21 protein-coding genes and 1 pseudogene are annotated in these 24,830 nt (G+C 37.5%); 10 read left to right on the forward strand and 12 right to left on the reverse strand.

Annotation, left to right across the window (positions count from 1 at the left end):
- The first annotated feature begins 109 nt into the window (after positions 1-109).
- Both rpsO and pnp read left to right on the forward strand, forming a co-directional pair.
- Positions 110-379 carry a 30S ribosomal protein S15 gene (gene rpsO / locus ME3_RS00435; protein WP_007476079.1) on the forward strand — a complete coding sequence of 90 codons (270 nt, stop codon included), beginning with the start codon at positions 110-112 and terminating at the stop codon, positions 377-379.
- A gap of 231 nt (positions 380-610) precedes the next feature.
- The gene (gene pnp / locus ME3_RS00440) at positions 611-2,812 is read left to right on the forward strand and encodes a polyribonucleotide nucleotidyltransferase (RefSeq protein WP_007476081.1); all 2,202 of its coding nucleotides are present in this window, start codon (positions 611-613) and stop codon (positions 2,810-2,812) included.
- An 886-nt stretch (positions 2,813-3,698) separates the two neighbouring features.
- Here the strand turns inward: pnp and hslU are convergent.
- Both hslU and hslV read right to left on the reverse strand, forming a co-directional pair.
- Complete coding sequence (hslU, locus tag ME3_RS00445; protein WP_007476083.1) at positions 3,699-5,009, reverse strand: ATP-dependent protease ATPase subunit HslU; 1,311 nt, start codon at positions 5,007-5,009, stop codon at positions 3,699-3,701.
- Positions 5,010-5,592: pseudogene (gene hslV / locus ME3_RS00450) on the reverse strand (ATP-dependent protease subunit HslV).
- Positions 5,593-5,792: 200 nt separating this feature from the next.
- On the opposite strand from hslV, the gene ME3_RS00455 reads away from it, so the two are divergent.
- The 5 genes from ME3_RS00455 (at position 5,793) to ME3_RS00475 (ending at position 11,288) form a co-directional block, all read left to right on the forward strand.
- Positions 5,793-6,782 carry an asparaginase gene (locus tag ME3_RS00455; protein WP_007476088.1) on the forward strand — a complete coding sequence of 330 codons (990 nt, stop codon included), beginning with the start codon at positions 5,793-5,795 and terminating at the stop codon, positions 6,780-6,782.
- Between the two features lie 137 nt (positions 6,783-6,919).
- Positions 6,920-7,918, forward strand: a complete 999-nt coding sequence (coaA, locus tag ME3_RS00460; protein ID WP_007476090.1) for a type I pantothenate kinase — start codon at positions 6,920-6,922, stop codon at positions 7,916-7,918.
- 13 nt (positions 7,919-7,931) lie between these two features.
- Positions 7,932-9,305 carry a leucyl aminopeptidase family protein gene (locus tag ME3_RS00465; protein ID WP_007476092.1) on the forward strand — a complete coding sequence of 458 codons (1,374 nt, stop codon included), beginning with the start codon at positions 7,932-7,934 and terminating at the stop codon, positions 9,303-9,305.
- Between the two features lie 5 nt (positions 9,306-9,310).
- Complete coding sequence (locus ME3_RS00470; protein WP_007476094.1) at positions 9,311-10,192, forward strand: C40 family peptidase; 882 nt, start codon at positions 9,311-9,313, stop codon at positions 10,190-10,192.
- Positions 10,193-10,730: 538 nt separating this feature from the next.
- A complete protein-coding gene (locus ME3_RS00475; protein WP_007476095.1) occupies positions 10,731-11,288 on the forward strand; it encodes an SH3 domain-containing protein in 558 nt (185 codons plus the stop codon).
- Between the two features lie 60 nt (positions 11,289-11,348).
- Here the strand turns inward: ME3_RS00475 and irrA are convergent, their stop codons facing one another.
- On the reverse strand, positions 11,349-11,792 hold the full coding sequence (irrA, locus tag ME3_RS00480; RefSeq protein ID WP_198002712.1) for an iron response transcriptional regulator IrrA: 444 nt from the start codon (positions 11,790-11,792) through the stop codon (positions 11,349-11,351).
- A 259-nt stretch (positions 11,793-12,051) separates the two neighbouring features.
- On the opposite strand from irrA, the gene fabA reads away from it, so the two are divergent.
- Genes fabA through fabI form a run of 3 tightly spaced genes read left to right on the forward strand, consistent with a single transcriptional unit; the run spans position 12,052 to position 14,708 of the window.
- Positions 12,052-12,561 carry a 3-hydroxyacyl-[acyl-carrier-protein] dehydratase FabA gene (gene fabA, locus ME3_RS00485; RefSeq protein ID WP_007476100.1) on the forward strand — a complete coding sequence of 170 codons (510 nt, stop codon included), beginning with the start codon at positions 12,052-12,054 and terminating at the stop codon, positions 12,559-12,561.
- 57 nt (positions 12,562-12,618) lie between these two features.
- Complete coding sequence (gene fabB, locus ME3_RS00490) at positions 12,619-13,839, forward strand: beta-ketoacyl-ACP synthase I (protein WP_007476102.1); 1,221 nt, start codon at positions 12,619-12,621, stop codon at positions 13,837-13,839.
- A 50-nt stretch (positions 13,840-13,889) separates the two neighbouring features.
- The gene (gene fabI, locus ME3_RS00495) at positions 13,890-14,708 is read left to right on the forward strand and encodes an enoyl-ACP reductase FabI (RefSeq protein ID WP_007476105.1); all 819 of its coding nucleotides are present in this window, start codon (positions 13,890-13,892) and stop codon (positions 14,706-14,708) included.
- Positions 14,709-14,848: 140 nt separating this feature from the next.
- Here fabI and cyoD read toward each other — a convergent pair whose 3' ends face one another.
- The 9 genes from cyoD to rpsT form a co-directional block, all read right to left on the reverse strand.
- Positions 14,849-15,370 (reverse strand): cytochrome o ubiquinol oxidase subunit IV, encoded by a 522-nt coding sequence (cyoD, locus tag ME3_RS00500; protein ID WP_007476107.1) that lies wholly within the window; start codon positions 15,368-15,370, stop codon positions 14,849-14,851.
- Entirely contained in the window at positions 15,370-16,035 is a 666-nt protein-coding gene (locus tag ME3_RS00505; protein ID WP_007476109.1) for a cytochrome (ubi)quinol oxidase subunit III, read from the reverse strand. The genes cyoD and ME3_RS00505 overlap by 1 nt, the downstream gene beginning before the upstream one ends.
- Positions 16,032-18,050, reverse strand: a complete 2,019-nt coding sequence (gene cyoB, locus ME3_RS00510) for a cytochrome o ubiquinol oxidase subunit I (protein ID WP_007476111.1) — start codon at positions 18,048-18,050, stop codon at positions 16,032-16,034. Before cyoB ends, ME3_RS00505 begins: the two co-directional genes overlap by 4 nt.
- A 76-nt stretch (positions 18,051-18,126) precedes the next feature.
- A complete protein-coding gene (gene cyoA / locus ME3_RS00515; protein WP_007476113.1) occupies positions 18,127-19,098 on the reverse strand; it encodes a ubiquinol oxidase subunit II in 972 nt (323 codons plus the stop codon).
- A gap of 129 nt (positions 19,099-19,227) precedes the next feature.
- The gene (gene aroQ / locus ME3_RS00520) at positions 19,228-19,683 is read right to left on the reverse strand and encodes a type II 3-dehydroquinate dehydratase (RefSeq protein ID WP_007476115.1); all 456 of its coding nucleotides are present in this window, start codon (positions 19,681-19,683) and stop codon (positions 19,228-19,230) included.
- Between the two features lie 23 nt (positions 19,684-19,706).
- Positions 19,707-20,879, reverse strand: coding sequence for a DNA replication/repair protein RecF (gene recF, locus ME3_RS00525; RefSeq protein ID WP_007476117.1), 1,173 nt, complete (start codon positions 20,877-20,879; stop codon positions 19,707-19,709).
- A gap of 12 nt (positions 20,880-20,891) precedes the next feature.
- Positions 20,892-22,013, reverse strand: a complete 1,122-nt coding sequence (dnaN, locus tag ME3_RS00530) for a DNA polymerase III subunit beta (protein ID WP_007476119.1) — start codon at positions 22,011-22,013, stop codon at positions 20,892-20,894.
- Positions 22,014-22,207: 194 nt separating this feature from the next.
- Positions 22,208-23,782 carry a chromosomal replication initiator protein DnaA gene (gene dnaA / locus ME3_RS00535; protein WP_007476120.1) on the reverse strand — a complete coding sequence of 525 codons (1,575 nt, stop codon included), beginning with the start codon at positions 23,780-23,782 and terminating at the stop codon, positions 22,208-22,210.
- Between the two features lie 687 nt (positions 23,783-24,469).
- Positions 24,470-24,736 (reverse strand): 30S ribosomal protein S20, encoded by a 267-nt coding sequence (gene rpsT / locus ME3_RS00540; RefSeq protein WP_007476123.1) that lies wholly within the window; start codon positions 24,734-24,736, stop codon positions 24,470-24,472.
- Positions 24,737-24,830: the final 94 nt, after the last annotated feature.

Below are 24,830 nucleotides of genomic sequence, written 5' to 3' on the forward strand. Positions count from 1 at the left end.
CAAAGTAAGTAAGAATTTTTGTTCTTCTTGTTTTTTTCACAGACCCTCGCTGGACGACATCTCGGCTATGGGTGACTGTTGTTTCCTCATTTTTTGAAAGGATGATATGATGTCGATTACAGCTGAACGTAAACACGCTCTCATCACAGAATATGCAACTAAAACCGGTGATACAGGCTCGCCAGAAGTGCAAGTTGCTGTTCTTTCTGAACGTATTTCCAATTTAACTAATCATTTTAAATCTCACAAAAAGGATAATCATTCTCGTCGTGGCCTTTTAAAGATGGTTTCTAAACGCCGTCGTCTTCTTGATTACCTTAAAGAAATTGACCAAGATCGCTATCAGGTATTGATCGGAAAACTAGGTTTGCGTCGCTAAAACAAAGTAAATGGACGTTTTTTAAAAAAACATCCATTTATGTTAGCTTACTGCTTTCATCTTCAAAATTGATAAAAAATTTTCATAAGGCAGGATTGCCAGTTGCTTCATATCTCAATTGTGATTTATTCTTATCTTTGCGAAAAAAACAGAAGCATCTTGTTGTCTTGCCCGTATTTAAAAGTAAACATACAAAACTAGAACGTGAACACTGGCCATTAAGGATAAAAAATGTTTAAAACCTATAAGGTAGAAATTGAATGGGCCGGTCGGCCACTCATCCTCGAAACAGGAAAAATTGCACGTCAAGCTGATGGTGCAGTTATTGCAACCTACGGTGAAACCATCGTCTTGGCAACCGTCGTTTCAGCAAAAAATCCAAAACCAGATCAAGATTTTTTTCCATTAACCGTCAATTATCAAGAAAAAACCTATGCTGTCGGTAAAATACCAGGCGGTTATTTCAAACGCGAAAGTCGGCCGAGTGAAAATGAAATATTGATTTCACGTTTGATTGATCGCCCGATTCGTCCTCTTTTTGTCGACGGTTATAAGAATGACACTCAAGTCATTGTCTCTGTTATACAGCATGATTTAGAAAACAATCCTGATATTCTTGCTATGATTGCATCCTCTGCTGCATTAACTTTATCAGGCATTCCTTTTGTAGGTCCTATTGCTGGTGCTCGCGTTGGTTATTGTAATGGGCAATATGTTCTTAATCCTCATATTGATGAAATGCCCGAATCAAAACTTGATCTTGTCGTCGCTGGAACAGAAAATGCCGTGTTAATGGTTGAATCAGAAGCACAAGAATTACCTGAAGATGTTATGCTTGGTGCTGTTATATTTGGCCAAAAAGGTTTTCAACCAGTTATTGACGCCATCATTAAACTTGCCGAAGTTGCTGCAAAAGAACCGCGCGATTTTATTCCAGAAGATTTATCTGACCTTGAAACAACTATGCTTGAAATGGTCGAAAAAGACCTCCAAAAAGCTTATACAATCACCGATAAACAAGAACGTCACGCTGCAATTGACGCTATTAAAGCAGAAGTTGTCGACAAATTTATGTCGGAAACAGAGGGAAATTGTGAATTTAATGCTGATAAAATTGCCACTGTTTTCAAGCATTTACGGGCTAAAATTGTTCGCCAAAATATTCTTGATACTGGAAAACGCATTGATGGACGCACTCTTTCAACTGTACGTTCAATCCAATCAGAAGTTGGTATTTTACCTCGTGCACACGGATCAGCGCTGTTTACCCGTGGCGAAACACAAGCACTTGTTATCGCAACCTTGGGAACGAGTGAAGACGAACAATATATTGACTCATTAACAGGAACGTATAAAGAAACATTCTTACTCCATTACAATTTTCCACCTTTTTCAGTAGGTGAAACAGGACGTATTAGTTCTCCTGGTCGTCGAGAAATTGGTCATGGTAAATTGGCATGGCGTGCTATTCACCCAATATTGCCGACAAAAGACTCTTTCCCTTATACTATTCGTGCTGTATCGGAAATTACTGAATCTAATGGATCGTCTTCAATGGCAACTGTTTGTGGAACTTCACTTGCGCTTATGGATGCAGGTGTTCCTTTGGCTCGCCCTGTTGCGGGTATTGCGATGGGGCTGATTAAAGAAGGTGAACGTTTTGCTATTTTATCTGACATTTTAGGCGATGAAGATCATCTTGGTGATATGGACTTCAAAGTAGCAGGTACAAAAAATGGTATCACATCTTTGCAAATGGACATTAAAATTGATGGTATTACCGAAGAAATTATGAAAATAGCACTTGAGCAAGCCAAAGACGGTCGAATCCATATTCTCAATGAAATGTCAAAAGCCTTAACCAGTGCACGTGATGAACTAAGCGTGTTTTCTCCACGTATAGAAATGATAAATATTCCTGTAGATAAAATTCGTGATGTTATTGGTTCTGGTGGAAAAGTAATTCGGGAAATCGTTGAACAAACTGGAGCGAAAATTAATATTGAAGATAATGGGGCAATTAAGATTGCTTCTACCGATGCTAAAGCCATTGAGGCAGCAAAACGTTGGATTCATTCGATTGTTGATGAGCCCGAAACTGGTGCCATTTATCAAGGAACAGTTGTAAAAACTGCAGAATTTGGTGCATTTGTGAACTTTTTTGGCTCACGCGATGGACTCGTCCATATTTCCCAACTGGCATCAGAACGCGTACAAAAAACAACTGATATCGTTAAAGAGGGTGATAAAGTTTGGGTTAAATTAATGGGCTTTGATGAACGCGGTAAAATCCGATTGTCGATGAAAGTTGTTGATCAACAAACCGGGAAAGAAACTGTTTTCGATGATTCAATAAAGACAGAAAAAGAAAATAGTTCTGATAAAAAAAGTAACACTGAACGAAAACGCCGCAGTAAGAAAAAAGAAAATTAAGCTTTTCTTATTATCATGAAAAAAATGCTATCCTCATGTTAGGATAGCATTTTTTTTTAAAGAACCCAATGTGTCACTGTCGTTATCTTGAAAAATATGATTTTCTTCAACTTAACCCAAATTAATATTGATTGTTTTTTGATTTAATTAAGATACTCAATGAATAATAAATACAAACTTTTAAATTATAATCGTCTTAGTAACTAAATTTCTTAAAATCTACCAATGAAATAGATAAATTATATTTGTGATAAATAATCCAAAATCACAGCTTTGTACTCTGGTTTTAAGTATCACAATCTAGAATAGGTAGGTACAATATTTTATTGTTTTGTTCACCACCATTCAATTTTGAAAATAAATTTCATAACATTTCTGGCATGTTTTCATACTCACTACTGTTCTAGAATCTGTTATATTTTTTTATATTTCTTGAAAAATTTTTATTGAATAGCTAGTTAAGTTTTTTTTATGCAAACATCTAAAAAATAAATAAAACTAGCTGTACTCAATCTTTATGAAATCAATCATAGTGCTCTGAAAGTAACCAAAAACATGTGTAATAATTAATAAGCCATTATTTTCATGGTTTTTTATTAGAACGATCTTGTTTACGAGCTTATCACAGATTTTTACGATACAATCATTTCAAACCTATGCTCTCACACAACAAAACATAAATATCTTCATCTTAAGAAAGAAAGTATTGCGATTATCAATACCTATAAAACCCTTCAAATAAGGAAGAAACTTATTTTACTGTTGCTAACCACTATCTACTCTTGTGAAAGAGCGTAAAAAACTCTTTCACAAAATTCTGATATATAAAAAGCACACAGTTTTAAAGTTATCGAATCATACCAAAAGATGATAACAAACGATAGTCCTAAAGAATAAAACGTGAAAGATCGACATCAGCCGCCAAATCGCCTATAGATTGTTTGACATAAGCAGCATCAACTTTAAATGAAGTACCCGCTTTATCAGGTGCTGTAAAAGAAATTTCATCTAGAACACGTTCCATTACTGTTTGCAAGCGACGTGCCCCAATATTTTCAATCCTTGCGTTTAAATCGACAGCAATATCAGCTAAAGCATCAATTGCATCATCTGTAATTTCTAAATGAACCTCTTCTGTTGCCATTAAAGCAATATATTGCTTAATCAAACTTGCTTCAGGTTCAGTAAGAATACGTCGTAAATCTTCCCTCGTTAAAGCATTTAACTCTACGCGTATAGGCAAACGACCTTGAAGCTCTGGCAACAAATCAGATGGCTTGGATACGTGAAACGCACCAGAAGCAATAAAAAGGATATGATCCGTTTTTATTTGCCCATATTTAGTAGCAACTGTTGTACCTTCAACTAAAGGCAAAAGATCCCGCTGAACCCCTTCACGTGAAACAGTAGTGCCTGCTCCACCATCTCTGGTCGCAATCTTATCAATCTCATCAATGAAAACAATTCCATCATTTTCAGCCACACGCAATGCTTCTTGAATAATTTGATCCTGATCAAGAAGTTTTTCAGATTCATCATCGATTAATGGTTTAAAAGCGTCCTTCACAGTTGTTTTGCGGATTTTTGTACGAGTCCCCATTTTGCCAAAAATATCTGATAAATTCATAATGCCCATTTGTGTACCAGGTATACCAGGAATATCAAAGGTGGGAGTACCACTACTACTATTATCGGTTACCTCAATCTCAATTTCTTTTTCATCTAATTCACCTTCACGTAATTTTTTACGAAAATTATCACGTGTAGCAGGACTTGCCGTTTTACCAACAAGAGCATCCAAAACCCGCTCTTCAGCATTCATATGAGCTTTAGCTTTTACTTCATCTCGCTTTTTTTCGCGTACAAGAGAAATTGCTATTTCAACAAGATCACGAATAATTTGTTCAACATCACGCCCAACATAACCAACTTCGGTAAATTTAGTAGCTTCTACTTTAACAAAAGGCGCACCAGCAAGTTTTGCCAATCGGCGTGCTATTCCTGTTTTACCGACGCCTGTCGGCCCTATCATTAAAATATTTTTCGGCATAACTTCTTCACGCATTTGTCCTTCAAGTTGTTGCCGACGCCACCGATTACGCAAGGCAATAGCAACAGAACGTTTAGCGTCTTTTTGACCAATAATAAAACGATCAAGTTCAGAAACAGTTTCGCGAGGAGAAAATACAACACACATTCAAATAGCTTTCTCTAAAGAATTATAATTCTGTATCCAATGTTTCAATCGTGAAATTGCCATTGGTATAAACACAAATTTCAGCAGCAATGCTCATCGCCTTACACGCAATAGCTTTTGCATCCAAATCCGTATCTATGAGTGCCCGCGCAGCCGATAAAGCAAAATTGCCCCCAGAACCAATTGCCATGATTCCATCTTCTGGTTCTAATACATCTCCAAGACCTGTTAAAGCCAAAGTTACTTTTTTATCAGCTACCAGCATCATTGCTTCAAGACGACGCAAATAACGGTCAGTTCGCCAGTCTTTTGCGAGCTCTACACACGCACGCATAAGCTGATCAGGATACTGTTCAAGCTTAATTTCCAATCTTTCTAACAATGTGAAAGCATCCGCTGTAGCACCTGCAAAACCAGCAATAACCGTTCCACCCTTCCCAAGACGACGCACTTTACGTGCATTACCTTTCATAATGGTTTGCCCAAGTGAAACCTGACCATCACCAGCCATAACTACTTTATCACCCTTTCGTACAGTAACAATAGTTGTACCATACATTCTATCAGACTTATGTTCTGTCATTAAGAAAACTCCTTAATATTGCTTCCCTTTATCAGACATAAAATTCAACTATCTATCTCTTTATTTAAGAACATATATTGCAAAACACAACGACTGAGCTTAACTCAATTATTTAAATAAGAAAATGATACCGTTGCTGCCAACTTAAATTGTTGTTAAATAACTTTCACATGTAATCTGCATTTTCTAAAGGGCAGACTATGAAAAAAATAGCCATAGGAACATTGGGTGGCACTATCGCAATGGCGCCCGATAGTTTTGGAAAAATGCAACCAACTTTAACTTCAGATATCCTCATAAAAAGTGTTCCTGATTTAAAAAATATTGCCGATATTTATGTTCAAACATTAACACAATTACCAAGCGGATCTTTATCTTTTAAAATTCTTTTTGAAACAATAAAATGGGCAACACAACAAATCGCAGCCGGTGCCGATGGTATTGTTTTAACACAAGGTACTGATACACTAGAAGAAACAGCTTTTTTTCTTTCCCTTTACTGGAATAAAGTTGAACCACTTGTTATAACTGGCGCTATGCGTCTGCCCTGTAATGCAGGTGCTGATGGGCCGGCTAATCTTTTAGCTGCAACCAGTGTTGCTGCTGATCAACAAAGTCGTAACAGAGGTGTCTTGGTTGTGATTAACGACACTATTCATTCACCCTACTGGGTGCAGAAAAGTCATACTGTCAAGCTTGAAACATTTCAGTCAGATTTAGCAGGCGCTTTAGGGACCATTTTGGAAGGAAAACTTATTTATTTCAATGATCGAAATTTTTTCCCTACAACTTTTATGTTCCCCCAACATGATAATCACCAAGTTGCACTCTTGTACTCCTCTCTTTCATCTGATACAAACTTAATGAAATTCTGTCTTGAAAGTGGACATTATGCAGGACTTGTTATAGCTGGTTTTGGTGCGGGGCATTGCTCTTTTCAAGAAGCAGACATTGTACGACAATACGCCAAGAAAATTCCAATCATTATCGCAAGCCGTTCTTATAATGGCTCAACAACTAAAACAACCTATGGTTATAAAGGTTCAGAAATCGATATGATCGCTTCTGGCGCCTTGATGTCAGGTTATTTATCCGCAGTGAAAGCACGTTTACTTTTATGGGCTTTTTTGGCACAAGGTCTATCACGAGAACAAATTAATATGTATTGGAATGATTGGACTATAAGTTGAGCAAACCCGTTGATTATCTTAAATAAAGAGAATATGCACAATAAAATCTTTCTGACAATAAAGAGCCCTATCTTTTCATACTCAAGTATTGCTATTGCAAAAAAAGCAATCCAGCAAAAATCCTTGGCTGGTAAAAAATGATTGATATCAATCTGTCAAAAACCAATCAAGGAGATGATCTGATCGATTACATTTCTGGCCCCTATTCTCCTTATAGTGTCTTTACTGCACAAGAATGGTCACAGTTTCGTGCAGATACACCACTTACTTTAACCTTTGATGAAATTAAGCGTCTACGATCAATTGGCGATCCTATTGATCTTGAAGAAGTACAACGCATTTATCTCTCGTTGTCGCGTTTGTTATCATGCCACGTTGAAGCAGTGCAAAAACTCTTCCAAAAACGACAACAATTTTTGTACCAAGAAGACACAATAAAAACTCCTTTTATTATTGGAATTTCCGGTTCTGTTGCAGTAGGAAAATCAACCATTGCACGCATCCTTCAAGAACTTTTGAAGCGCTGGACATCTAGCTTTAAAGTCGACCTAGTAACAACTGATGGCTTTCTCTATCCTAATGCCGTGTTACAGAAGAAAAATCGTATGAATCGTAAAGGTTTTCCTGATTCTTATGATATTAAAAAATTGCTGAGCTTTCTTTCTGCTATAAAAGCTGGTATTGGTAATGTTAGCGTGCCGCTTTATTCACATATGACCTACGATGTTTTAGAAAATAAAGAAGCTATCATTGACCGCCCTGATATTTTAATCGTTGAAGGTATTAATGTGCTTCAGGTCAGTAATTTTCTCAATGATAAAAAAATTATGCCTTTTGTTTCAGATTTTTTCGATTTTTCAATCTATGTAGACGCTGAAACAAAAATGATTCGCCATTGGTATCTAGATCGTTTCAAGCGTTTACGTAAAACAGCGTTTCAGAATCCTGAATCTTATTTTCATCGTTATGCGCTCTTAAGTGAAAAAGAAGCCTTTAAAATTGCTGAAAATCTTTGGCGTACGATTAACTTAAAAAATTTACAGGAAAATATATTGCCAACACGGCCACGGGCTAACCTTATTCTACGGAAAGGAAGAAACCATTTAGTCGAATATGTCGCACTTCGAAAACTATAAGGATCAAATAGATATGCTTCAACACCAAATTAATTTCACTTCAACACGTGCCGACAATAGCTGTCCTATTATTTTAGTGTGCCAAAAAAATTGTGCTGACTTACCTTTTGATGCATCAACAACCAAATGGATGAAAGTCAATAATTTTACTGGAAAAGCAGGGCAAATATTATTTGTTCCTCATGAAACAGGACAATTAAAAAAGGTTTTATTTGGAATTGGCAATGGTGAAGAACCTTTTATCACAGGGCTTCTTGCCAAACATCTGCCCACCGGCCATTGGCATCTACAAGGATCAGCCGTAAGCGAAATAAATACTTATTTAGGATTAGCATTAGGAAGCTATCAATTTAACCGCTATCTCCAAAATCCTTCTTCCAAATCATTATCGATTCATGTTCATAACACAATTGATTTTAATGAACTTAAAAGAATTTATAAGACAGTCTTTTTTGTTCGTGATCTTATCAATACTCCAGCCAATGACATGACCCCTGATACTTTGGAGACTACAACCCACCAACTAGGACAAATTTATAATGCTCACGTCAAAAGCATTTGCGGAAATGAACTCCTTACACAAAACTTTCCAATGATTCACGCCGTAGGACGGGCAAGCAATATTGCACCACGACTTATTGAACTACAATGGGGGCAGGAAAATCACCCTAAAATAACATTAGTTGGCAAAGGCGTGACCTTTGATACTGGGGGATTAGACATTAAATCAGCCAACAACATGCTGTTAATGAAAAAAGATATGAGTGGTAGTGCACATGTCTTAGGCTTAGCTAAGCTTATTATGGATGCACAATTACCCTTCCGTTTACAGGTTCTGATTCCAGCCGTTGAAAACGCAGTTTCGGGTAACGCCTTTCGGCCAGGTGACATTTTAAAAAGTCGAAAAGGACTAAGTGTTGAAATTGGCAATACAGACGCTGAAGGCCGACTTATTCTTGCCGATGCATTAACTTATGGTGATGAAAACAAACCTCAATTCATGCTTTGTATGGCTAGTTTAACAGGAGCTGCTCGCATAGCATTAGGTCCAGATCTTCCTGCATTTTATTGTAATGACTCATCATGGGCACAAAAAATTTCTCAAGCTGCCAACTGTGTTAGTGATCCTCTTTGGCAAATGCCACTCTGGCAACCTTATAAGAAAAAATTATCATCACCGATTGCTGATCTCAATAATGCAACTCGGGATAACTTCGCTGGCTCTATAACTGCTGCCTTGTTTCTCAACTCTTTTGTTGAAAAAACCCAACACTTTGCTCATTTTGATCTGTATGGGTGGATACCAAAAGAAAAACCAGGTTATCCTACTGGTGGTAGTGCACAAGTTATTCGCGCCCTTTATCATCTTTTTAAAGACCAAAGTTAACATAGATGATACATAAAGATCCACGATTATATCCATTCAGAAATGATCTTGCAGATCAGCACATTATAAAAGAAATAACAGCTCAACGCCCTATTCAAGGAGAAAAAAAACGCGTTAATACAGCAGTTGCTGGTTTGTTTAAAGATAAAAGTCAAAAAAGTGAAAGGCAAACTGAATGCCTTTTTGGAGAAGAACTTTTAATCTTTGAACGAGGAGAAACCATGTCATGGGGGCAATCACTCAAAGACAACTATGTGGGTTATATTGATACAAAAATTCTTTGTACACCAACTATAAAACAAACTCATATCGTTTCAGTGCCGCGTACCTTTCAATATTTACAAGCTGACTTACGTGGACCAATAGAAAGTGCCTTATCCATGGGAAGCAAAGTAAGTGTCGTTGATGAAATTGAGACACGAAATACAATGTATTCTATCCTTGAAAATGGAAAAGCTATTGTTTCTTGTCACCTTAAGCCCATTGAATATATCTATGAAGATTATGTTACAGTTGCGCAAACTTTTGTTGGCACACCTTACCTTTGGGGTGGTGTCAGTGGTTTTGGTATTGATTGCTCGGGACTGCTCCAGCTTTCCATGATGATGGCCGGTCAAATGGTTTTACGAGATACCGATATGCAACAGAAAACCATAGGAAAACAATTGACAGACGATGAAAATCTTCAACGGGGTGATTTAATTTTTTGGAAAGGCCATGTTGCTATTATGGTCGATCACAAAAATATCATTCACGCAAATGGCAAATCTATGGATGTTATGATCGAACCATTAGAAGAAGCTATCGCATATTTTGCTAAGAAAAATCAGTATCTCATAGCAAAACGTCGACCAATCCAGAAATATAATATACGTTCTCTCATATAAGGAAGAGTTTAAAAATACAACAACGCAATTATTATTATCATATGTAAAAATAATAATTTGATTTTATATACTCATTAATGCAAAGCTGAATTCCACACTTACTTTTTTAAACATATAAAGTTTACCCCCTGCTATAAGGCTTTTCATTTACGTACTTCAACTAAAATATTTCGTTTATAATTTTGCACGTATTCCCCTCATAAGATAGCTTACACATAAGCACTAAAGCGTTATAAAATAACTTTTATTATTGTGTATTATAAATTGTATCATTTAATCAAATGAATGCCAAAAAGTTCGTCTATATATTGTTCTATTAAAAGAAGAAAATTCACTTTAACATTATGATGAATCTGTGCTTACAGTACATCTATATTTTCAAATGTTTTTAGTACTTTTCATAAATTTTATCACAATTGCTTAATTAATTTAAACCTCTTTAACTAAACATATGCTATATTAAATGGGTGTCGGGCCTATTTTTCAAATGTTAGATTACAAACATACAAAAAGCGTAGAATAAGAAAAAGGTTGAAAAGTGAAAAATTCCATCTGGTTTCGATTTTCAATATTCCTATCATGTGTATTAATAACAGGAGAATTTTTATTTGGTTCTCTTGTTCTTTCGCATGCACAAGCACCCAATCAAAATTTGGGTCCAAGTGGTTTACCACTTCCACGATTTGCTTCGATTAAGCCTGCACGTGTTAATGTACGCGTGGGACCGGGAAGTAATTATCCTATTATCTACACCTATCAAAAGCAGGGCTTACCTATTGAAATTATTCAAGAATATGACCAATGGCGCAAAATTCGTGATGCTGAAGGAGACGAAGGATGGGTCTATCAATCGCTTTTATCGGGAAAACGAACTGCTATAACTATTCCGTGGCAAAAAGATAAAACAAAAAGACTTATGGTACGCCAAACCCCAACAGATAATGCAAAACTTTTAGCAGAAGTAGAACCCAATATTATCGGGAATATCCGTCAATGTGACGGGCATTGGTGTGAACTAGATATTCGTAACACTCGTGGATGGCTTCATCAAACCCAACTATGGGGAATTTATCCTGGTGAAAAAATCAAAAATTAATGATTTTCCAGCTTCTGTACTTAATTTTCATGTATCAAACTGTTTAATTCCTAATATCAACTAAGTTTTAGGTCTTAATCGAATGATTAAATCAACATGCGAAATTTCCATCCCTTCCGGTGGTTGAGGCAAATTTTCAATGATAGGAGACCCTTTTAAACTACAAGGAATATCAAGAATACGATTCTCACCCTCAATATAGAAATGATAATGATCAGATGTATTCGTATCAAACCAAGTTTTTGAACCTTCTACAGCAATAATTCGTAATAAACCAGCTTCCGTAAATTGATGAAGTGTATTATAAACTGTCGCTAAAGATACAAGAACATTTGATTTAACCGCTTCTTCATAAAGCTCTTCAGCCGCAATATGGCGATTGCCTTGAGAAAAAATCATTTTGGCGAGCTCTAATCGTTGGCGTGTTGGCCGCAAACCATTTTGACGTAAATGTTTTTCTAATTCAGGTAAGGAATAATAATTCACAACTCTCTCACGAACTATTTTTCTTCATAAATCCTAAATCGTTTATACTTATTGACGCAATATAAACTGCATTACATTTATATTCAAGTAAGGTTGACATTCAGAAAAATGAGGAAGATAAAATATAAATTCTTGATTTTATCAAAAATAGCCTTTCATAATAAAAATATATAAAAAAGGTCTCTAATCATATAAAATTATTTCCTTCTCCCTCAAATTTGCTTTAAAAATAAGTTGAAAAAGCACAATGAAACACACGGAGATAAATGGAGTAACAATGGCTGAACAAAAGTCTCGCTACACTTATGAAGAGCTCCTAAGCTGTGCTCGCGGTGAAATGTTTGGTAAAGGTAATGCGCAATTACCTGCCCCACCAATGTTAATGATTCATCGAATCACCCAAATTAGTGAAACTGGTGGTGAATACAATAAAGGGATAGTCCGTGCGGAGTTTGACATCACTCCAGATCTATGGTTTTTCGATTGTCATTTTATTGGTGACCCTGTCATGCCAGGGTGTCTCGGTTTAGATGGACTATGGCAATTAACAGGTTTTTTTCTTGGTTGGTTAGGTGAACCAGGAAAAGGGCGTGCTATATCGACAGGAGAAACAAAATTATCAGGCATGGTTACGCCGCAAACTCAACTGCTTGAATATGAAATCAATTTTAAACGTATTCGACGTGGGAATTTGGTTTTAGGAATAGCAGATGGATGGGTGAAGGCAGATGGGAAAGCCATTTACAAAGCCAATGATTTACGCGTTGCTTTATTTAAAGAAGACTAACATTATTCCATCAGAAAAAACATTTTGTTGTGCTCTATATGAACTAAGGAGGTGTGAATGCGTCGAGTTGTTGTAACCGGAATGGGAATTATCTCCTCAATTGGAAACGGACTTCAAACTGTTTTAACGAGTTTGCTTGAAGCAAAATCAGGAATTTCTTATGCACCCGAATATGCTGAATTAGGCTTTCGTAGCAGAGTTTATGCCAAACCAAATGTAAATATAGAAGAATTGGTTGATCGACGAGCCATGCGTTTTCATGGTCATGGAACAGCGTGGAATCATATTGCTATGGATCAAGCAATAGCCGATGCAGGTTTAGAACCTAGTGAAGTATCAAATGAGCACACTGGTATTATTATGGGTTCTGGAGGACCTTCCACTCGTTCAATCGTTGAAGCTGCCGATATTACACGTCAGAAAGGTCCGAAACGCGTTGGACCTTTTGTGGTACCTAAAGCGATGAGTTCCACGGCAGCGGCAACTCTTGCAACTTTCTTTAAAATTAAAGGAGTAAACTACTCAATCTCTTCAGCTTGTGCTACATCCAATCATTGCATTGGCAATGCTTATGAGATGATACAATACGGCAAACAGAATCGTGTCTTTGCAGGAGGTTGTGAAGATTTAGATTGGACGTTATCTGTTTTATTTGATGCCATGGGTGCTATGTCTAGTAAATATAATGACACACCAGAAAAAGCTTCACGTGCATACGATATCAATCGAGATGGATTTGTTATTGCCGGTGGCGCTGGTGTTTTGGTTCTTGAAGAGTTAGAAATAGCCAAAGCACGTGGCGCAAAAATCTATGGTGAAATTGTTGGTTATGGTGCTACATCTGATGGGCATGATATGGTTTCTCCATCCGGTGAAGGAGCAGAAAGATGCATGCGCATGGCACTCGCAACCGTAAAAAATAAAATTGATTACATCAATCCCCATGCAACAGCAACGCCCATTGGTGACCCCCCTGAAATAGAAGCAATCCGCCAGATCTTTGGGACAGGTGATCAATGCCCACCAATTTCTGCTACAAAATCTTTAACAGGTCATTCTTTAGGTGCAGCAGGTGTTCAAGAAGCGATCTATACATTGTTAATGATGAATCATAATTTTATTTGTGAGAGTGCTCATATTGAAGAACTTGATCCCGCTTTTGCCGATATGCCAATTGTCCGTAAACGCCGTGATCATCAAGAATTAAATACTGTATTATCAAATACATTTGGTTTTGGAGGCACCAATGCAACGCTTGTTTTCCAACGTTATATGTAAATGATAATTCTTAACTGATTGACAATGGCACAATCTTACGGAGAAATAATATGAAAGGTTTGATGGAGGGTAAGCGTGGCCTCATTATGGGGATTGCGAATGATCATTCAATTGCTTGGGGCATTGCATGTCAATTAGCAGAAGAAGGAGCTGAACTAGCGTTGACTTATCAAGGAGATGCTTTTGGAAAACGCGTTCAACCGCTCGCAAAAAAACTTGGCTGCAAATTATTACTTGAGTGTGACGTTGAAAAAATTGAAAATGTCGACCAAGTTTTTGAATATTTAAAAAAAGAGTGGGGATCGATTGATTTTGTTGTCCATGCCATTGGTTATTCAGATAAAACACAATTAAAAGGGCGTTATGTCGATGTTACAACCCGCGAGAATTTTACTCGCACAATGGTAATTTCAGCTTATTCTTTTACAGAAATTGCTCAACGCGCGGGTAAGTTCATGCCCAATGGTGGAACACTTTTAACACTCACTTATGGAGCTTCACAGCAAGTTGTTCCTAACTACAATATCATGGGCGTTGCTAAAGCAGCCTTAGAAGCTATGGTGCGTTATTTAGCTGCAGATTTTGGTCCTCAAAATATCCGTGTCAATGCAATTTCAGCTGGCCCTGTTAGAACCTTAGCTGGCAATGGTATTGCAGCTGCAAGAGCAATCTTTTCATATCAACGCCGCAATGCACCACTCCGCCGCACTGTAAACATTAATGAGATTGGGAAATCTGCTCTTTATTTGCTTTCTGATTTATCGTCAGGCGTTACTGGAGAAATTCACTATGTTGATTCAGGATACAACATTATGTCCATGCCAACACTTGAAGAATTAAAACAAAGTGAAGAAACTCAAGGAGAATAATGGTTTAGACATTAGAAAAGAAACACTTATTCAATAATTCCTACAAATTCCCGCAAAAATATTTAAGCCTATAAATTATTTAAGAGAATGATTCCTTTTACTATAGAATCATTCTCTTTCTCTTTTAAAATGAAAGCATTCTAGTCATTAAAAGACGATGAATCTCTCAACGCTGGTTCTTCCGGCTTTTGTGCATTTGATGCCGGTTCTTGTACATCTGGTACTAATTCCTCCCGCTCTTGTGCACTTGACGCCGGTTCCTGCATACCTGATACTGGCTCTTCCGGTTCAGTTACATTCATTTCTAATACTTCTGGCACAATAATGCGTCCTGAACCACCCATCATATTATAATTCAAATGAGAAATAGCCCACCATGTTCCCCCAATAATAATGAAAACGCACATAGCTGCAAACCATAAGGTTATCCAATTCCACTTAGCATCTGGACCAGAATTCAAGTGCAAAAAGAAAATAATCTGTACGACAATCTGGATCAGCGCCATACCAATGAGATAAATAACTTTCGTACTAACTGTCCAACTGTCCAACATCCCATACATTATAGGAATAAAAGAACCTAAAGTAAAAAAAACAGCCAGAATAAAACCAACCAAATAAGAGATAGTACTTGGATTATGTGCTTTGTCATGCATGCTCATTACAGTGCTCCTAACAAGTAAACCATAGTAAAAACACCAACCCAAACAATATCAAGCAAATGCCAGAAAATTGAAAGGCATGTTAAACGTGTTTTGTTGTTCTGATCCAAACCACTACGACATAGGTGAAAAAACATCACAATCATCCAAAGCAGACCAACACTTACATGGAGACCGTGAGTACCAACCAAAGCAAAAAATGCTGACCAATAAGCAGATAGAACTTCTCGCCCAAAAAGCTGCGTACCTGTTGTCAAATCAATACCAGCATAAGCGCCAGCATCATAATAATATACCTCACTCAAAAGTTCATGAAATTCATAAATTTCCATCCCAATAAAGCAAGATCCAAGTATAAAGGTTATAGCCATCCATAAACGTACGCCAGCCAAATTACCCTTGTGAGTTTGTACCATTACAAAGCCGTAGGTAATTGATGACAACAACAAAATAGCAGTTTCAACCAACACAAAGTTTAAATTAATAAATTCACTGCCTGCTTTACCTCCACCATAAGAAGCAGAAAATACAGCAAAACTTGAAAAAAGCGTCGCAAACACGATCAAGTCCGAAAGGATATAAATCCAAAATCCAAATATCATTACCGAACTATTGTCATGGTGATGTTCATCCGTGCAAACATTATTCATTGTTACCGCACTCATGCTTTTACTCCTTGTTCTTTAAGAACAGCTGTGAAGGTATCTTCTGTTTTCTGCACTTCTTCAGCTGGAATATAATAACCATGATGATCGCCCATTAATGAATGGCAAACAATCGTTGCAATAAAGCCAATCACCCCAATCGCAACAAGCCACCAAATATGCCAGACAAGCGCAAAACCTATAATTAATGAGAATAAACCTGCAATAACTCCAGCTGATGTATTTGATGGCATATGGATTTTTGTAAATCCACTCGTTGAACGCTGATAACCATTTTTCTTCATATCCCAATAAGCATCTTCAGCCTGCACCTCTGGAATAATTGCAAAATTATAAGCAGGAGGAGGAGAAGAAGCCAACCATTCAAGCGTACGTGCATCACCCCAAGGATCATTTGATGTTACTGGCAAGCGCCCCTTATGCTTGATACCATACCAAATCGCCAAAACAACTTGAAGCACAAAACAAAGGATACCAAGAAGAATAATAAAAGCTCCCACCGCAGCAATAATAAACATTGGCTGCCAACTAGGTTCAATATAGTGTTGGAGACGACGCGTAGCACCCATCAAACCAAGTATATAAACCGGGAAGAAAGCAATGTAAAAACCAACAAACCAACACCAGAAAGATGCAATACCTAGTATGCGGTTTGGTTTAACACCAAAAACTTTTGGAAACCAAAAAGCCAAACCACCCAAATAAGCAAAGACAACACCCCCAATAATCGTATGGTGAAAATGCCCCACCAAAAATAGAGAATTATGAAATTGCCAATCAGCAGGCACAATCGCCATCAAAACACCTGTTAATCCACCACCAACAAATGTAAACATCATCCCTATACACCAAAGCATAGGAGGCTCAAAGCGAATCCGACCCTTATACATAGTGAGCAACCAATTAAAGACCTTAACACCCGTTGGAATCGCAATAATCATCGTTGCAACGCCAAAGAAAGTATTAACAGCTTCACCACCACCCATTGTAAAGAAATGGTGTCCCCAAACAATAAGTGAAAGAATCAAAATAACCAAAATCGCCCAAACCATTGAGCTATACCCAAAAAGACGTTTTGAAGAAAAAGTGGGTACGATTTCAGAAATAATCCCAAAAGCGGGGATAACTAAAACATAAACTTCAGGGTGACCAAAAATCCAAACATAATTAATCCAAACCATTGGATTGCCACCAGCTGCATTAGTGAAAAAATTCATACCCAAATAACGGTCACCTGCTAACAATGCAAACGCTACAGCTAGAACAGGATAAATAACTATAATAAGAATATTGCTAACAAAAGCCCCCCAACAAAAAACGGGCATTTTCATCAATGTCATCCCAGGAGCGCGCATTTTAATAATAGTTGCAACAAAATTGATTGCTCCCATCGTTGTCGCGATACCAGAAAGCTGAAGTGACCACAAATAATAATCAACACCTGTATCTGGACTACTTTGTAACTCTGAGAAAGGTGGATACATCAACCAACCACCACGACCAAAATTGCCAACTCCAAGAGATATATTGAGCAGTATTGCTGCCGCAACCGTAATCCAAAATCCTAGATTATTTGCAAACGGAAACGCAACATCACGCGCACCGATTTGAAGAGGTATAAGGTAATTAAAAATACCAAACAAAATTGGTGTCGCCATGAAGAAAATCATAATAACACCATGAGCCGAGAAAATCTGATCAAAATGCTCAGGAGGCAAATAACCTGCTGTCTCATTACCAAGCGCCATAGCCTGATGTGTTCGCATCATAATCGCGTCAGCAAAACCACGCACAAGCATGATAATCCCGAGAACGATATACATAATACCAATGCGCTTATGATCAACTGTTGTAATCCAATTGCGCCAAAGAATTCCCCACCAGCCAAGCGCCGTTAAAGCAACAACTGCGACCAAGCCAATCACAACAATCGCAATACATGTATGAAGAACAATTGGCTCATGTGTAAGTGCATGAAAAGCACCAGCCGTAGGATCCGTAAGTCTTCCAAACATTTCTCACCCCATATCCAATGAATTTTAGTTTTAAAAAACCTTTTTAAAAAAGAGTTTTTTCTCGATTGATGCCTTCTTAAAGAACACCCGGATCAAAAACAGAACAAAGTGTACCCCAAAGTGTTTGAGCGGCAGCACGCTTCATTAAGTTTTCATTACATATCGTATTTTCATCAACACACCGGTTAACAATTCGATAATAAAGCCGTTCTTCAACAGGTGCAAAATAACGCACTTCAGCATCTTTTTCTTTCGCGATAACATCACCCATACGAGGTACACTTGAAAGTTGACGATAAGATGAACGACCAAGTTTTTGTCCACTCGCCCGAGCTCTAGCAATCCAATTATCGAAATCCTCTAAAGACACAGAATGCCATTGAAAACGCATACCTGAAAAACCATCACCACTATAGTTTGCCGAGCTTCCGTTGAATATTCCTTGCTTATCAGCCACTAAATGTAATTTAGAATTCATCTGTGGCATAGCATAAAGAACTGTACCAAGTTTTGGCACCCAGAATGCATTAACAGAGTTTTCTGATGTTAATTGCAACAATACTTGACGACCTTCTGGTGCATAAATTTCATTGATCGATGCAACACCATATTCAGGATAAATAAATAACCATTTCCAATCCAGAGCCACAACATCGACCTGCAATGGCTTTTCCTCACCAGCAACATCTACTGGAAGTGGATTTGAAGGTTCAAGCCTATAAGTGTAATAGGCCGTCAATAAACCTAAAATCGTAACAATAACAATGGGAATACCCCACATAAAAGCTTCAATTTTATTTGAGTGTCCCCAATCAGGCAAATAATCTGCCGCTGTGTTCGATGCGCGATATTTAATAGCCAAAAGAACTACTGCAATCATCACTGGAATCACGACACAAAGCATAACAAGAACACATATAACAATTAAAGTAAGCTGTTGACGTGCAATATACCCCCCAGGTTGAAGAATATCCATTTCACAACCAGATAAAAGTAACGCTCCCCCTAAAATAGCAAGCATCTTAATTTGTTCAAAACAGTTTCTCATTCTGACCTGCCTGTTATATGTATTAATAAATTATCATAAAAACAGTAATAGTATTTTTATAGGTTATCTTACTCATTTGAAACAAATTATTAAGAAAATGTCAAACACACCTTATCAATATTGTCCAATTTATGCCTTTTTTATACCATATTTTAGCCGCTTGGCAATATAATTAAGTGCAAATAAATATCCCTCACCCCCACACCCGGCAATAACTGCATCTACCCCCATAGAAATATAAGAATGGTGACGAAAGGATTCACGCTGATAAATATTTGACAAATGAACCTCTACTATTAACCCTGAAAACATTTTTAATGCATCAAGAATTGCAAGAGATGTATGACTATAAGCAGCTGGATTAATAATCAATCCAGCACTCGTTCCAGTTGCTGCTTGTATCCACTCAATCAATTGTCCTTCATAATTACTCTGATGAAATTGCACCGTTATTCCAAGGTTTACTGCATAATCCCTGCAAGATTTTTCAATATCTTCTAAGGTTTCACTGCCATAAATTTCTGGCTCACGTCTTACAAGGAAATTCAAATTAGGACCATTTAAAACCGTTATAATTGCAGACACAATAAGCCTCTTTTTCTCAATTATTACCCCATCACAAACTTTGAATAGGTTTCTTGCTGCAATAAAACTCCATCTTCAATCTCAAAGAACTCTGCTCGTCCTTCTAAGGAATCAAACAAAACACGATCTGTTCCCGTCATAAATGTCTGACTACCTAAATCATCAAGAATATCAAACAAAGCAGCACGCCGACGAGAATCAAGATGAGCAGCCATTTCATCAAGAAGAAGAATAGGTGTCATATTTGACATCATACCTGTTAAACGCGCATGACACAAAACTAAACCTGTCAACAAAGCTTTCTGTTCACCTGTTGAACAAGATGTTGCGGCTATATTTTTATCCGCATAAAAAACCTGTAAATCTGTGCGATGCGGCCCCTCTAATGTTCGCCTAGCAGCGCAATCTATCGGGCGATTGCGACGCAATCGTTCTAAAAACTGCTCTTCAACCTCAATTGCTGATATCGTTCCAAGAGCTTTTTCCAAAAAACCATCAATTTGCAGAAAAGCCCGTGGAAAAGGTGTATAAGATGACGTTTGCTCAGACATATCATTCAAAAGCTGAATAACATCAACCCGTGCAGCTGCAATAGCTGTCGCAAGCTCAGCCATCTGCGCCTCTAAAGCATCAAACCAAGCACAATCTTCATTTCCATCTAAAAACAAACGATTACGCGCGCGCATAGCCTTATCATAATCTGCGATACGCCGGCCATGTAAAGAATCAATAGCCAAAACCATACGATCTAAAAAACGACGTCGATCAAGTGAAGGCCCCATAAAAAGTCCATCCATAGAAGGAGTCAACACACTCACATGACAATAATCTGTCAAACAATCACACGACTCATGCACACCATTGATATGTACTTTTCGGCCACTATCACTAGTCTCTAAAGTCGTACCAATGTTCACTTCACCATAAAGAGCACATTGAAGACGAGCAAATACAACAAATGTAGCCCCTCTACCCTTAGAAAAACTGATATCAGAATAAGCCGCACGCCGTAACCCACGACCAGGAGAAAGAAAAGATAATGCTTCTAAAAGATTAGTTTTACCAGCACCGTTATGACCAGTAAAAACTACATGCTGACCTGATAAATGAATATTGAAAGAGCAATAATTGCGATAATGCGTTAATTTCAGCTGCCTCACTGTTACCTTATGTACACGGCTAGCACTGCACTGCAAGACACACTATCCTTAAACACGAATAGGCATCAGCACATAAAGTGCAGCTGCATCATCACTTTCACGAATCAGTGCCGGTGCCCCAGCATCAGCCAGCATAAAAACCATTTCATCACTTGTAAGTTGCGCAGCAATATCTAAAAGATAACGTGAATTAAAGCCTATCTCAAGCGGATCAGATGTGTAATCTGCAACCAATTGATCTTCTGCACTTCCAGAATCAGGGTTATTAACTACAAGCTTTAGCTGCCCATTTTCGATTGTTAATTTTACCGCACGACCACGATCACTTGAAATTGTTGAAACACGATCAACTGCAGCAGAAAAATCCTGCCGGTTGACAGCCAGCTTTTTATCATTGTTCAGAGGAATGACGCGTTGATATTCTGGAAATGTTCCATCAATTAATTTCGATGTCAAAACCACAGATCCAATAGAGAAACGAATTTTTGTTTCTGAGAGTTCTATAGAAACATCACCCTCAGTTTCTTCGGAAAGCAGTTTTTGTAATTCTCCCACAGCTTTACGAGGAATAATAACACCCGGCATATCCTTAATTTCTGAAGGCACCTCCATATCAACCTGTGCTAAACGATGGCCATCAGTTGCAACCAAACGCAACTTCAAAACACCATCATCAACGACATGAAAATAAATACCATTAAGATAATAACGTGTTTCTTCAGTCGAAATAGCAAATTGCGTACAATCAAATAAGCGCTTTAAATCTGATGCCGATAAAGAAAAATGACAACTAAACTGACCTGGAAGTGACTCCGGAAAATCTACCTTAGGAAGGCATTGAAGTTGGAAATTAGCACAACCAGAAACAACAGACATTGTATTTGCTTGATTGTTATCAACCTTTAGCACAATCTCACTTCCACTGGAAAACTTACGAACAATGTCATAAAGCAAATGAGCTGGAACAGTTATTGCTCCTTCTTGCTCAACTTTAGCTAAAGAAGACTCTATAACTTCAAGATCAAGATCTGTTGCTTTTAATTGTACACCATCACCACTTGCGTTAATCAATACATTTGACAAAATAGGAATCGTATTACGACGCTCAACCACACGATGGACACGATTAAGAGACTTTAAAAATTGATTGCGGTCAATTGTAATGTGCATAAAAATCCCCGTTGATAATTTATTTCATAACTATAGGAATTCGCTCAGCCAAAGCACTCGATTCATTTAAAGAATCATAGTCGAAGTTTATTCAACCTCTACTAAAATGGCAATAGGACATCACACAAGCAAAAACGACTATTCTCACTGGATCTTTCCAACATATTAACAAATAGAATAAAAAATTATCAATATTATATAGCTTGTTCTCCAATTAGTCGTTTAAGCAACTCAAGTTCTTTAGCTAAAGTCTGATCATCATAAATCAAATCTTCAATTTTGCGTACAGCATGTAAAACTGTTGTATGATCGCGCCCTCCAAAACGACGCCCAATTTCAGGCAATGAACGAGGCGTCAATACTTTTGCCAAATACATTGCAACTTGCCGTGGCTTAACAACCGTACGCGTTCGGCGATTGGATAATAAATCCTGCTTAGAAACGTTATAATGGCGTGCAACCGTACGCTGAATTTCTTCAATTCGAATACGCTTCGGCTCACCCGAACGTGTCAAATGACCTAACAATTCATCAACACGCTCTAAAGACAAATCAGATTCAAAAGACTGACGAAATAAAAGCTGATTAAATGCTCCTTCAATATCGCGCCCTGATCCTAAAATTGTTTTAGCAATATACTCTAAAATATCATTAGAAATTTCAATTGCACTATCGTCTTGTCGCGCTACCTTTAATCGTTGCTGCAACATTTTTAGGCGCATTTCATAATCTGGCGTTTCAATTTCAAGAGCAACTCCCCCTTGAAGACGAGACCGAACCCGAAGATCAAGCGATTCCAATTCCGCTGGAGGACGATCTGCAGCCACGATAACCTGCTTTGCACTATCAAGTAACATGTTGAGCAAATGGCAAAATTCGTGCTGAATCGATTTACCTTGTAAAAATTGCATATCATCAATAATTAAAAGATCAATATCGCGAAGCTGTTCTTTAAAAGAAAGAGCATTATTATCACGAATAGCTGTCGCAAAACGCCACATAAAATATTCAGCAGTCAAATAAATAACCCGTGCTGGCGTTAAACGCTTCAAAGCGGCCGCTGCGATAGCTTGAAGCAAATGCGTTTTTCCCAAACCAACTGATGCATGAATAAAAAGAGGGTTAAATCGCAACGCACTTTTATGCCCCTCTGCAATTGAACGCGCTGCAGCTAAAGCAACACGATTTGAAGCCCCCTCAACAAAATTCTCAAAAGTATAGCGCGAATCAAGTGGCGAACCAAAGATTCCTGCCTGAGAATTCTTGACTGAATGCTCCACATAGCTCTCAGCTAAAGATGAAGTATTCTGCTCCTCAGGAACTGTAACAACAGAGCTTCCATTTGTTTTGCATACTCCATTTTTTGAAACACGTTTTAAATCACGAACAATAACTTCAACCCGAAGAATCGCTGAATTTTCCTGTTGCCATAAACTCGTTAAAAGAGAACCGTAATGATTATTAATCCACGAACGCAAAAATGCTGTAGGAACAGAAAGTTTCACAAGATTGCGATTATATTCGGAAAGCTTCAAACGACCAAACCAACTGGTATAAGCCTCAACACCAACCCGTACTTTTAATTGCGCCATCACACGTGCAAAAGCAGCTGCACCTTCTTCTTCTAAAATAACTGGACGCTCTCCAAGAGTACTTGTACCACCCATTTCATTTATATTCGTCATTTGATTTATTGCTCTTTCTGTCGACAGAACATCCACCGAAACCTTTTTCAAGGAATTAGCTCTAGAACTCAATTTATCCACCATTTCTTATTCCGATAAAAACTACAATTTTGTCCTGCCAGACAGCCAAATTTTTACTTAGCCAAGGCAAGTGGTTCTTTCCCCAAATGAGATGATTCATCCTCCCCTAAGATAGCCTCATTACAACCTGACTAATAAAGATGACCAATAAGATTTATCTTTTACTGATTGTACGATATGCTCTTCAAGGTGACAAAACATATCAATAAAGAAACCAAAAAGCTCACCCGAAAACTCGCTTAAGCTAAAGCATTCTTCATCTAACACGCTATAGCATCTAGCTGATGTAAACCTTGTGCATTTTCAATTTCTATTAAAGACCATACAAAACAGAAGAGGTAAAATGCAAGAGGCCAAAATAAAATCAAAAGACCATTAAAATCCGCAATAATTTTGCAATCGTAAAAAACAAATAAGAAAGTTCATTGATTCAACTCACTTTTTCTTTACGAAAAATTTACTACTAATGAAAAAATTTATTTATTAAAAAAAAATAAAAAAAGCTTGACAAGAAAAGACTCTATCATAATCCACAAGGCTTGTGGATAACTATCTTAACATTATAAATTTATTCTATTTTTTAACAGTAATAACCGTCGTATAGCTTTTATAAAAAAGCATCATGTTTAAAATAAATAAAAAAGCCAGCACCTGTTCGGTACTGACTTAATTTGATAAATTTGAAAAAATTTAGGCGCTAAAGGCTTTTAAGCGTTTCGCTAAACACGACACTTTTCGTGCTGCAGTATTCTTATGAAAAACCCCTTTGGAAACAGCACGCATAATTTCAGGTTCAAAATTTTTAAATGCTACTTCTGCAGAAGCTTTATCACCACTAGCTAAAGCATCATTAAATTTACGAATAAAAGTGCGAACGCGTGAACGACGGGCCTTATTGACCTGCGTGCGTGCTGCGATCTTGCGCACTGCTTTTTTGGCTGAAAGTGTATTCGCCATCGTATCTTTCTCTTTCAACTAATCAGTAAAAATTAACTCAACAAAATATTTTACTGAAATAAACAAGTCTAAGCTTTAAAGCTATTCATTATTG

Origin of the sequence: Bartonella melophagi K-2C, from assembly GCF_000278255.1 — a bacterium.
GTDB lineage: Bacteria > Pseudomonadota > Alphaproteobacteria > Rhizobiales > Rhizobiaceae > Bartonella > Bartonella melophagi.

Coding starts and splice junctions, on each gene's coding strand:
- fabA (WP_007476100.1), top strand. CDS start 12,052: ATGGCTGAACAAAAGTCTCGCTACACTTATGAAGAGCTCCTAAGCTGT.
- fabB (WP_007476102.1), top strand. CDS start 12,619: ATGCGTCGAGTTGTTGTAACCGGAATGGGAATTATCTCCTCAATTGGA.
- rpsO (WP_007476079.1), top strand. CDS start 110: ATGTCGATTACAGCTGAACGTAAACACGCTCTCATCACAGAATATGCA.
- hslU (WP_007476083.1), bottom strand. CDS start 5,009: ATGTGTGTTGTATTTTCTCCTCGCGAAACTGTTTCTGAACTTGATCGT.
- ME3_RS00470 (WP_007476094.1), top strand. CDS start 9,311: ATGATACATAAAGATCCACGATTATATCCATTCAGAAATGATCTTGCA.
- ME3_RS00505 (WP_007476109.1), bottom strand. CDS start 16,035: ATGAGTGCGGTAACAATGAATAATGTTTGCACGGATGAACATCACCAT.
- cyoA (WP_007476113.1), bottom strand. CDS start 19,098: ATGAGAAACTGTTTTGAACAAATTAAGATGCTTGCTATTTTAGGGGGA.
- rpsT (WP_007476123.1), bottom strand. CDS start 24,736: ATGGCGAATACACTTTCAGCCAAAAAAGCAGTGCGCAAGATCGCAGCA.
- fabI (WP_007476105.1), top strand. CDS start 13,890: ATGAAAGGTTTGATGGAGGGTAAGCGTGGCCTCATTATGGGGATTGCG.
- dnaN (WP_007476119.1), bottom strand. CDS start 22,013: ATGCACATTACAATTGACCGCAATCAATTTTTAAAGTCTCTTAATCGT.
- pnp (WP_007476081.1), top strand. CDS start 611: ATGTTTAAAACCTATAAGGTAGAAATTGAATGGGCCGGTCGGCCACTC.
- cyoD (WP_007476107.1), bottom strand. CDS start 15,370: ATGAGCATGCATGACAAAGCACATAATCCAAGTACTATCTCTTATTTG.
- ME3_RS00455 (WP_007476088.1), top strand. CDS start 5,793: ATGAAAAAAATAGCCATAGGAACATTGGGTGGCACTATCGCAATGGCG.
- ME3_RS00465 (WP_007476092.1), top strand. CDS start 7,932: ATGCTTCAACACCAAATTAATTTCACTTCAACACGTGCCGACAATAGC.
- coaA (WP_007476090.1), top strand. CDS start 6,920: ATGATTGATATCAATCTGTCAAAAACCAATCAAGGAGATGATCTGATC.
- dnaA (WP_007476120.1), bottom strand. CDS start 23,782: ATGGTGGATAAATTGAGTTCTAGAGCTAATTCCTTGAAAAAGGTTTCG.
- cyoB (WP_007476111.1), bottom strand. CDS start 18,050: ATGTTTGGAAGACTTACGGATCCTACGGCTGGTGCTTTTCATGCACTT.